The organism is Nocardioides sp. (assembly GCF_035697785.1).
Taxonomy (GTDB): Bacteria; Actinomycetota; Actinomycetes; order Propionibacteriales; family Nocardioidaceae; genus Nocardioides_B.
Genome location: NZ_DASSCL010000096.1, coordinates 1 through 9,076, shown reverse-complemented (window position 1 = coordinate 9,076; position 9,076 = coordinate 1). Strand labels below are relative to the sequence as shown.

At 71.7% G+C, this 9,076-nt stretch carries 11 protein-coding genes; 5 read left to right on the top strand and 6 right to left on the bottom strand.

The window, feature by feature from the left end; all coding sequences use genetic code 11:
- Positions 1–437 precede the first annotated feature (437 nt).
- Together VFH10_RS09400 and VFH10_RS09395 are read left to right on the top strand one after the other, a co-directional pair.
- Entirely contained in the window at positions 438–1,100 is a 663-nt protein-coding gene (locus VFH10_RS09400) for a TetR/AcrR family transcriptional regulator (protein ID WP_414689858.1), read from the top strand.
- Between the two features lie 39 nt (positions 1,101–1,139).
- A complete protein-coding gene (locus VFH10_RS09395) occupies positions 1,140–1,358 on the top strand; it encodes a DUF3107 domain-containing protein (RefSeq protein ID WP_325127859.1) in 219 nt (72 codons plus the stop codon).
- An 18-nt stretch (positions 1,359–1,376) separates the two neighbouring features.
- Here VFH10_RS09395 and VFH10_RS09390 read toward each other — a convergent pair whose 3' ends face one another.
- Positions 1,377–2,102, bottom strand: a complete 726-nt coding sequence (locus tag VFH10_RS09390; protein WP_325127858.1) for a ferritin-like fold-containing protein — start codon at positions 2,100–2,102, stop codon at positions 1,377–1,379.
- Between the two features lie 269 nt (positions 2,103–2,371).
- Here VFH10_RS09390 and VFH10_RS09385 point away from each other — a divergent pair, with 269 nt between their 5' ends.
- Positions 2,372–3,736 (top strand): DEAD/DEAH box helicase, encoded by a 1,365-nt coding sequence (locus tag VFH10_RS09385; protein ID WP_325127857.1) that lies wholly within the window; start codon positions 2,372–2,374, stop codon positions 3,734–3,736.
- A 106-nt stretch (positions 3,737–3,842) separates the two neighbouring features.
- Here the strand turns inward: VFH10_RS09385 and VFH10_RS09380 are convergent, their stop codons facing one another.
- Together VFH10_RS09380 and VFH10_RS09375 are read right to left on the bottom strand one after the other, a co-directional pair.
- Positions 3,843–4,544: a L,D-transpeptidase gene (locus VFH10_RS09380; RefSeq protein ID WP_325127856.1), complete on the bottom strand. Its 702-nt coding sequence runs from the start codon at positions 4,542–4,544 to the stop codon at positions 3,843–3,845.
- A 9-nt stretch (positions 4,545–4,553) separates the two neighbouring features.
- The gene (locus tag VFH10_RS09375) at positions 4,554–5,336 is read right to left on the bottom strand and encodes a ParA family protein (RefSeq protein ID WP_325127855.1); all 783 of its coding nucleotides are present in this window, start codon (positions 5,334–5,336) and stop codon (positions 4,554–4,556) included.
- A 53-nt stretch (positions 5,337–5,389) separates the two neighbouring features.
- Between VFH10_RS09375 and VFH10_RS09370 the strand changes: the two genes are divergently transcribed.
- Positions 5,390–6,184 (top strand): SDR family oxidoreductase, encoded by a 795-nt coding sequence (locus tag VFH10_RS09370; RefSeq protein ID WP_325127854.1) that lies wholly within the window; start codon positions 5,390–5,392, stop codon positions 6,182–6,184.
- Here VFH10_RS09370 and VFH10_RS09365 read toward each other — a convergent pair.
- The 3 genes from VFH10_RS09365 to VFH10_RS09355 form a co-directional block, all read right to left on the bottom strand.
- Positions 6,181–7,038, bottom strand: coding sequence for a PD-(D/E)XK nuclease family protein (locus VFH10_RS09365; protein WP_325127853.1), 858 nt, complete (start codon positions 7,036–7,038; stop codon positions 6,181–6,183). The two genes, VFH10_RS09370 and VFH10_RS09365, sit on opposite strands and share 4 nt — an antisense overlap.
- On the bottom strand, positions 7,035–7,919 hold the full coding sequence (locus tag VFH10_RS09360; RefSeq protein WP_325127852.1) for a PHP domain-containing protein: 885 nt from the start codon (positions 7,917–7,919) through the stop codon (positions 7,035–7,037). The genes VFH10_RS09365 and VFH10_RS09360 overlap by 4 nt, the downstream gene beginning before the upstream one ends.
- Positions 7,920–7,985: 66 nt before the next feature.
- Positions 7,986–8,621, bottom strand: a complete 636-nt coding sequence (locus tag VFH10_RS09355; protein ID WP_325127851.1) for a DUF6758 family protein — start codon at positions 8,619–8,621, stop codon at positions 7,986–7,988.
- A 65-nt stretch (positions 8,622–8,686) separates the two neighbouring features.
- Between VFH10_RS09355 and VFH10_RS09350 the strand changes: the two genes are divergently transcribed.
- Positions 8,687–9,076: NUDIX hydrolase (locus VFH10_RS09350; RefSeq protein WP_325127850.1), on the top strand; the 390-nt coding region annotated here is incomplete at its 3' end.

The window sequence follows — 9,076 nt, the reverse complement described above, 5'->3', positions numbered from 1 at the left end:
TGAGCGCGCGCGTCGATAGTGCGGTGTGTTGCCCACTTGATCCACCCCTTGTTCGAAAGCCCCACTGGCGTAGACCGCGCGCGCCCCCGCGCGACAAGGTGTGGTCGTCCAGATCGAGCCTGGGCACGGCGTGCCCGGGCTTCGAGTCGTGAACCCAGCCCCCCGGCTGTGACCCCACCCCGCGAACCGGACTCTGGAGTCCTATTCGTCTGAGTCACACGATCCTCTCTTAACGGACAACACAAAAGGGTCCAAACGGACTATTTAGGAGTGACCCGCGCCTCCCGAAAATGGCCCGTTGATCCCATGGCGGGAAGATCCGGGACCGGGACGACTCCTCGAGTCGCGCAAAGACAGGGCGAACACGGGGCGGACACCGTCCCGACGAGGCCATTACCCCGGAGTAGGCTTCGGGCAGGAATCGGCCCGAGGGGGCAATGCACCAGAGAGGGACCGACGTGACCGCCACGCACGACCAGAAGCCGAGGGGCGGACGCCTGCCACGCACCGCCCGGCGCGCCCAGCTGCTGGAGTCGGCCCTCGAGGTCTTCGTCGCCCAGGGCTACCACGCGGCGGCCATGGACGACATCGCCGAACGGGCGGGCGTGTCCAAGCCGGTGCTCTACCAGCACTTCCCCGGCAAGCTGGACCTCTACCTCGCCCTGCTCGACCAGTCCTGCGACACGATCATCGAGTCGACCCGGGAGGCTCTCGCCTCCACCGAGGACAACAAGCTGCGGGTCGCCGCCACCATGCAGGTCTTCTACGACTACGTCGCCAACGCGCACGGGGCGTTCCGGCTGGTGTTCGAGTCCGACCTCACCAATGAGCCGGCCGTCCGCGAACGCGTGGACCGCGTCACGCGCGAGTGCGCGGAGTCGATCACCAAGGTCATCCACGAGGACACCGGGCTGCCCCCGGCACAGGCCAAGCTGCTGTCGGTGTCCCTGGTGGGAATGGCGCAGGTCTCTGCGAGGTTCTGGTTGGACGCCAAGGACGGTGTCGACCAGACGGACGCCGCCGCTCTGGTGGCCGGCCTCGCCTGGCGCGGGATCCGCGGGTTCCCCCGGACCGACGAGCAGCCCGACAGCAAGTCCTGAGCACGCCCCGAGCACACGAAGCAACAAGGAGGTCCTCCGGTGGAGGTCAAGATCGGCGTACAGAACGCCAGCCGCGAGCTGGTCATCGACACGGAGCTTTCCGGCGACGACGTCGAGAAGGCGGTGGCGGACGCGCGCGACCAGGGACTGCTGTCCCTGACCGACACGAAGGGTCGCCGGGTGGTCGTCCCGGTCGACAAGCTGGCGTACGTCGAGATCGGCTCCCCGACCGTCGGCCAGGTGGGCTTCCGCTCCTGAGCCTCCCGATGCACTAGCTCACGCCGCGAGACCGAGCGCCTCCATGCGCTGCGAGTGGTTCTCGGTCAGCCGGGTGAACAGCCGGCCGATCGCCGCCAGGTCCATACCGGGGCGGTCCACACCCCCGGACAGCAGCGCCGAGAGCGCGTCGCGCTCCGCGGCGACCCGTTGGGCCTGGGAGAGCGCCTCGCCCATCAGCCGTCGCCCCCACAGCGCGAGCCGACCACCGACCCGGTGGTCGTCCGCGATCGCCCCGCGCACCCGGTCGACGACGAACCGGGACTGACCCGCGTCGGCCAGGCTCTCGATGATCAGGTCCCGCGTGCCGGTGTCTAGGAACGCGGCGATCTCCCGGTAGAAGTCGGCGGCCAACCCGTCCCCGACGTACGCCTTGACGAGGCCCTCCAGCCAGTCTGACGGGGCGGTCCGCGCATGGAAGGCGTCGAACGGCTTCTGGAACGGGCTCATCGCCTCGAACGGGTCGGCGCCGAGCTCGGCCAGCCGCTCCCGGAGCCGGTCGAAGTGCCCGAACTCCGTCGACGCCATCCGGGCCAGCTCCGCCTTGTCGGCAAGGTTCGGCGCCATCTTCGCGTCCTCGGCGAGCCGCTCGAAGGCGGACATCTCGCCGTAGGAGATCACGCCGAGGAGGTCGACGACAGCGGCGAGGTACGCCGGGTCCTCGAACGCGACCGGCCGCTCCACGCGACCTCCCTGGGGGGTCGGGTCCTGGGGCGATTCACTCATGCCCGCACCCTAGTGCCGCCACCGACGAGCGCTCGCGCTCCCGCGCGGGCAGGGCCGAGCGGCTGCCTGCGTTAGACTGACGACGGACGTCGCGCAGAGCACGACGCTCGGCAACGAGCGGGAGCCCCCATCTGGGACGGCGGCGCACAGACCTACACGCCAAGAGAACAGGCAAGATCCTGACCACCTTCAGAGAGCTCGGGGTTCTCCCCGAGATCGCCGACGCACTTGAGCGCGCCGGCATCACGACCCCCTTCCCGATCCAGGAGATGACCCTCTCGGTCGCCCTCATGGGCACCGACCTCATCGGCCAGGCGCGCACCGGCACCGGCAAGACGCTGGCCTTCGGCATCCCGCTGCTGCAGCGCGCCGTCTCGCCGCGCGACCTCGACTACGCGGACCTCGCCGCCCCGGGCAAGCCGCAGGCGCTCGTCGTGGCGCCGACCCGCGAGCTCGCCCTCCAGGTGTCCAACGACCTCTCCCTGGCGGGCGCCGACCGCGGCACCCGCGTGCTGACCGTCTACGGCGGTGTCGGCTACGAGCCGCAGCTCGAGGCGCTCGACGCCGGCGTCGACGTCGTCGTGGGTACGCCGGGTCGTCTGCTCGACCTCGCCAACCGACGCGCCCTGGACCTGTCGCACGTGAAGTGCCTGGTGCTCGACGAGGCCGACGAGATGCTCGACCTGGGCTTCCTGCCCGACGTCGAACGGCTGATCGCCAAGACCCCCGAGACCCGTCAGACGATGCTCTTCTCGGCCACGATGCCCAGCGCGATCGTGACGCTCTCGCGGCGGCACCTGCGGCACCCGATGAACATCCGGGCCGAGTCCTCCGAGTCCCAGCAGACCGTGCCGGCGACTGCCCAGTTCATCTACCAGGTGCACGACCTCGACAAGCCCGAGATGCTCGCCCGCATCCTGCAGTCGGAGAACTCCGGGCTCACCATCGTCTTCACGCGCACGAAGCGCCAGGCGCAGCGGGTCGCCGAGGACATGCAGGAGCGCGGCTTCGACGCCAGCCCGCTGCACGGCGACATGCAGCAGGTCGCCCGCGAGAAGGCGCTCAAGAAGTTCCGCGAGGGCAAGACCAAGCTCCTGGTCGCCACCGACGTCGCCGCCCGCGGCATCGACGTCGCCGACGTGACCCACGTCATCAACTACAGCTGTCCCGAGGACGAGAAGACCTACATCCACCGGATCGGCCGCACCGGCCGTGCGGGTGCGACCGGCATCGCGATCACGTTCGTCGACTGGGCAGATGTCACGCGCTGGAAGGTCATCAACAAGGCCCTCGAGCTCCCGTTCGACGAGGTCGCGGAGACCTACTCCAGCTCGGAGCACTTCTTCCACGACCAGGGCATCGCGCCAGGCACCAAGGGCCGCCTCGTCCCGGAGAAGCCGCGGGAGCCGAAGGCCAAGGACGGCGAGGCCAAGGGTGAAGGCCGCAGCCGGTCCGACCGGCCGCGCCGCGAACGCAGCCGCAGCCGCACGCGGTCCGGCGAGCCGGTCGACGCATCCTCGACCAAGGTCGCCGAGCCGCAGGGCGACGGCGACTCGCCGCAGCGCAGCCGGAGCAGGAACCGCAACCGGCGTCGCCGGTCGGGCTCCACGTCGGCCGCGACCGCCTCGGAGTAGCTCTCCCCGCGCGTCGTACCCCGCCCACCACCCCGGATACGACGCGACGCATCTGCTGTCGCCGCGCCGTCGGGACCGCCGAAACGTCGCGTCGTATCGGTCGGGGTCAGGCGACCACGACGACCGGCGTGCCGACCGGCGCGAACTGCCAGAGCGCCTTCGCGTCGGGTCGCCACTGCCGGATGCATCCCGACGACAGCGGGGTGCCGAGGTCGGTACGCGACTGCACCAGCTCGCCGCTCTTGTAGGGGATGTCGTGGAAGCCGATCGCGGCACGCTCGCCGTGGGCGAACCGCACCATGAACTTCATCGTGCCGCCGTCGTCGATCCCCCACGCCCGTTCGGACCTCGAGTAGACCTCGTAGCTGCCCGGGTCCAGGTTGTCCTCGTTGCTGCCGGACACCGGGTAGGTGCGTCGTACGTCGCCGTCGGCACCGACCAGCCACACCCGCTGGGCGCTCTGGTCGAACACCACCCGGCGGCCGTCGCCGCTGTCGAACGGCACCTCGAGGGCGGCCTGGGCGAGCCGCTGCCTCTTCTCGTCGGACCGGGTGAACTTCCCGTCGTCGACGGTCGTGCTGCTGTCGGTCGTGGCCGCCGTGAGCGCCGCCTGCAGCCCGGCGCCGGTGACCGGGCCGGTGCGCGCGACCACCTGGGTCTCCGACTCCGGCAGCAGGCCCACCCCACCGAGCACCGCGACCAGCGTGATCCCGCAAGCGCTCAGGGCGGCGGAGACGCGCTGGTAGCGGACGCGGTGCCGCGGGCGTCGTGAGTGCCGGGGCGGGACGTGGTCACGAGGGGTGCCCATGCCCGCACTCTAGGCGGGTCGATGGCTCCGGTTGAGGAGGTTGGCCGCGACATCCCGGTAGGCGTCGGCACCCTTGTGGGTGCGGCTGGTGCCGAGGATCGATCGGCCGGCGGCCGGGGCCTCCGCGAAACGGATCGACTTCGGTATGGGCGGCTCGATCACGTCGAGGTGGTAGGTGTCCGAGATGGTCTCGAGCACCGTGCGCGCGTGGTTGGTGCGGCCGTCGTACAACGTGGGCAGCACACCCCAGACCTCGAGCTTGCGGTTGGTGAACCGGCGGACGTCGTGGACGGTGTCGAGCAGCTGCCCCACCCCTCGGTGCGAGAGCGTCTCGCACTGCAACGGGATCAGCACACCGTCGGCGGCGGTGAGGGCGGCGACGGTGAGTACGCCGAGCGACGGCGGGCAGTCGAGCAGGACCCAGTCGTACCCGCCGTCGGGCAGGTCCTCGACCGCCATCTTCACCACGTGCTCCCGACCGGTGCGCGTGAGCAGGTCGGCCTCGGCGCGGGCCAGCTCGATGGTCGCCGGCAGCAGGTCGACCCCGTCGTCGGTCTCGATCAGCACCTCGCCGATCGACACGCCCTTGGTCAGCACGTGGTGCACCGACAGCTCGAGGTCCTCCGGGTCGATGCCGAGGGAGAAGGTCAGGCAGGCCTGCGGGTCGAGGTCGACGAGCAGGACCTTCTGACCGCGCTCGGCCAGCGCGGCGCCCAGGGAGGCGACGGTCGTCGTCTTGGCGACGCCGCCCTTCTGGTTCGCGACGGCAAGGGTGATGGTCACCCGGCACATTCTGCCCGAGGCGGGGCGCCGGTCCGGCGGCGGTCCGTGGAACGATGACCGCCATGTCCCTGGGCTCCGCGGCCGCACCGGCCGGCACCCGCCGCACCGCACTGGTCACCGGCCCCACGGCCGGGATCGGCGCCGCGTTCGCCCGGCAGCTGGCGCAGCGAGGCTACGACGTCGTGCTGGTCGCGCGGGACGAGCGGCGGCTCCGCGACCTGGCCGCGGACCTCGAGCGGGACCACGGCGTCGTGACCGAGGTGATCGTCGCCGACCTGGCGGACCGAGCCGCACTGGCGGAGGTCGAGCGGCGGGTCGCCGACCCGACGAGACCGGTCGACCTGTTGGTCAACAACGCGGGCTTCGGGCACAAGCGGCCGTTCCTCGACAACTCCGTCGAGGACGAGCAGCAGATGCTCGACGTGCTCGTCACCGCGGTGCTGCGGTTGAGCCATGCCGCCCTCGGCGCGATGGTCGAGCGAGGGTCCGGCTCGATCGTCAACGTGTCGAGCGTCGCCGGCTTCCTGAGCCGCGGCACCTACGGCGCCGCGAAGGCGTACGTCACGTCGATGAGCCGGTGGGCCGACGCCAATTACCGCGGCCGAGGCGTGCGCGTGATGGCGCTGTGCCCCGGGTTCACGCGCACGGAGTTCCACGCCCGGATGGGCGTCGGCCGTGGTTCCGCACCGAGGTTCCTGTGGCTCGACCCGGATCGGCTGGTGCGCGACGCCCTGGCCGACCTCGACCACGGGAAGTCGGTGTCGGTGCCGGGCAAGAGGTACAAGGTGCTGACGGCGGTGGCCAGACACCTGCCGGCGTCGCTGCTGGCGAGGTTCCAGCACGTCGGACGACGCTAGTCGTCGATGCCGTCCCAGGACTTGTGGGGCGGGACGCTCTGGCCGGGGCGGCACGACGAGCGGAAGTCGCACCATCCGCATCGTGGGCCGACGTGCGCCGGGAACGCCTCGTCGGCCTCGACCCGGGACAGGCCCGCGTCGTACGCCGAGTCGAGGACCCCGAGCTCGGCGGCCAGGTCGTCGGCGCGCCGCAGCTGCTGCTCCAGCGACTCGTCGGTGTGGTCCCACGCGACGACGTCGCCGGTGGGCAGGTGGTGCAGCTCGACCCGGGTGCAGGCACGTCGCAAGGTGCGGGCCGTCGCGGCGGCGTAGACCGCCAGCGCCATCGAGGCACGGGCGTCGTCGACGGTCAGGACCGACCGGCCGGTCTTGTAGTCGACGACCACCACGCCTTCGCCCGGTCGGTCGTCGATGCGGTCGGCCCGCCCCCACAGCGCGGCGCGGGCGGTCCGCAACGACACCGTGCGCTCGACGCCGATCGGCCGCACCGCCGGGTCGACGTCGGTGAGGTAGCGCTCGACGTACTCCCGGGCCCGCTCCCGCGCGTCGAGCGACTGCCGCCCGTCGCGGAAGCCGTCGGTGAGCCAGCCGCGGACCAGCAGCATCCCGCCGGCCTCGGGGGTGCGGCTCCGCTCCGGCAGGTCCCACCACCTCGCGAGGGCGGTGTGCACCGCCGCCCCGACGGAGTTGTGCGCCCAGGGCGCCCCTCTCGGAGGAGTCGGCCGGTCGAGATAGGCCATCCGGTAGCGCCGCGGACAGTCGAGAAAGGTGGTCAACCGCGACGGCGTGGCCGGGTAGAGCCGCGTCGGCATCCCCTCGAACCCGAGCTGGACCTCGGCCGCGGGCGTGCTCACGCGCGACCCACCACCTCGGGTGTCCGGGCACCGGACCGCGCCGCGGCCGCGTCGGCCAGCTCCATCAGCCGGGCGTACTGCTCGGGGTCGGTGGTGTTGCAGGCCAGGTCGTGGTCGGTCTTGCCCACCCCGTGGTAGTCGCTGGACCCGGTCTCGACGAGGCCCAGGTTGCGCGCGATGTCACGCAGCTCTTCGCGCACGTCCGGGGAGTGGTCCTGGTGGTCGATCTCGAGACCCGACAGGCCGTGCTCCTGCAGGAACGCGATGCCCGCCTCGTCGAGGGCCCGGTAGTCGTGACGAGAGGCCCACGGGTGTGCGATGACGCTGACGCCGCCGGCGTCGGCGACGGTGCGGATCATCGTCGGCAGGTCGGTGGCGTAGCGGTCGACGTACGCCGGGCCGCCGGGCCCGAGGAACCGGACGAACGCCTCGTCGCGGTCGGCCACCACCCCGAGCGCGACGAGCGCATCGGCGACGTGGGGACGGCCAAGAGCGGCCGCCTCGCCGGACACCCGGCGCACGTCGGCGGCCTCGATGTCGACGCCGAGGCCGCGCAGCCTCTCGAGGATCGCGGGGAGGCGGCTGTTGCGTCCGGCGAGCACCCGGTCGAGCTCGGCGACCAGCTCGGGGTGGTCGGGGTCGGGGAGGTAGGCGAGGAGATGCACGCCCTTGCCGCCGAACCGCGCGCTGACCTCGATGCCGCGGACCAGCGTGACCCCGACGCGCTCGGCGACGTCGGCCGCTTCGGCCCACCCCTCGGTGGTGTCGTGGTCGGTCAGGGCGAGCACGTCGACCCGCCGGTCACGGGCGTGCCGGACCAGCTCCGCTGGGCTGTCGGTGCCGTCGGAGCGGTCCGAATGGGTATGGAGGTCGATCCGCACGACGTCAGCCTATGAGGCGGTGCCGACAGGCCCGGCCCGCCGTCCGCCGTCCGACCCTGGTCGTCCTCACCAGGCGGGAGGCGAGCCTCCGAAGGGCAGGTCGATGAGCTCGGGGCCGAGGGCGGCGAGGTCGTGCAGAACCCACTCGTCCTTGAGCAGGAGCACGGCCGAGGCCGGCCGCAGCACCAGCCAGAGCCACCGTCCGTGCGCCTCGCCGGCGAGCACGGAGCGGTCGAACGTCACGTCGTTGTCACTGGTCGACACCGACCACAGCGAGATCGGATGGCCGTTGATCCGGACCTTGGCATGCGGCGGGCCCTCGCCCAGGTCGGCGCCCGGGTCGGTGCGCGAGGCGCCGGCGCACCGGGCTCCGAGTCCGACGCCAGGCTCCTCGGAGATCACTGTCAGCTCCACGACGCCGTCGAGCTCGCTCGGTCCGGCGCAGGAGATGAAGGTGGCCTTGGCGTCCAGCTCGCCGCCGCCAACGCAGCCGAAGTCGGTGACCGACCAGCCCGGCGTCAACGGCCAGGGAAGCAGGCTCGGCATCGCTGCGGCCTGCGCGAGGTGCTCGGCGAAGGTGTCGTAGGCGGGCGTGGCCGAACGCCACAAGGGCTGGATCGCCCCGTGGTCGGGACAGCGCCAGCCCGCCGCCTCCTCGGCCACCGGAAGCGAGCAGCGGGGGCAGCCCGCGCCGAGTGTCATCGGTTCACGGTGGGGCTCTTGCTGCTCACACGTCAAGTGCCGCGATCGCCTCCTACGCTTCGTGCATGGTTGCCAGGACGATCGCCTGTGTCGGAGGGGTGGTGGTCGACCGCGGCGGCCGGTTCCTCCTCGTCCGCCGAGGGCGCGAGCCGAGCAAGGGGTCGTGGTCGATCCCGGGCGGCAAGGTGGAGCCCGGCGAGAGCGACCGCGAGGCGGTCGCGCGGGAGGTGCTCGAGGAGACCGGGCTCGCAGTGGTCGTCGGCGAGCTCGTGGGGTACGTCGAGCGGCCGGCGCCCGGAGGGGACGTGTTCGCGATCCGTGACTTCGCGTGCCTTCCCGCGTCGTACGCCGACGCGGCGGACGTCCGCGCCGGCGACGACGCCGACGATCTCGGCTGGTTCACCGTCGACGAGCTGCGCGCCCTCGACACCGCACCGGGACTGGTGGCAGCCCTC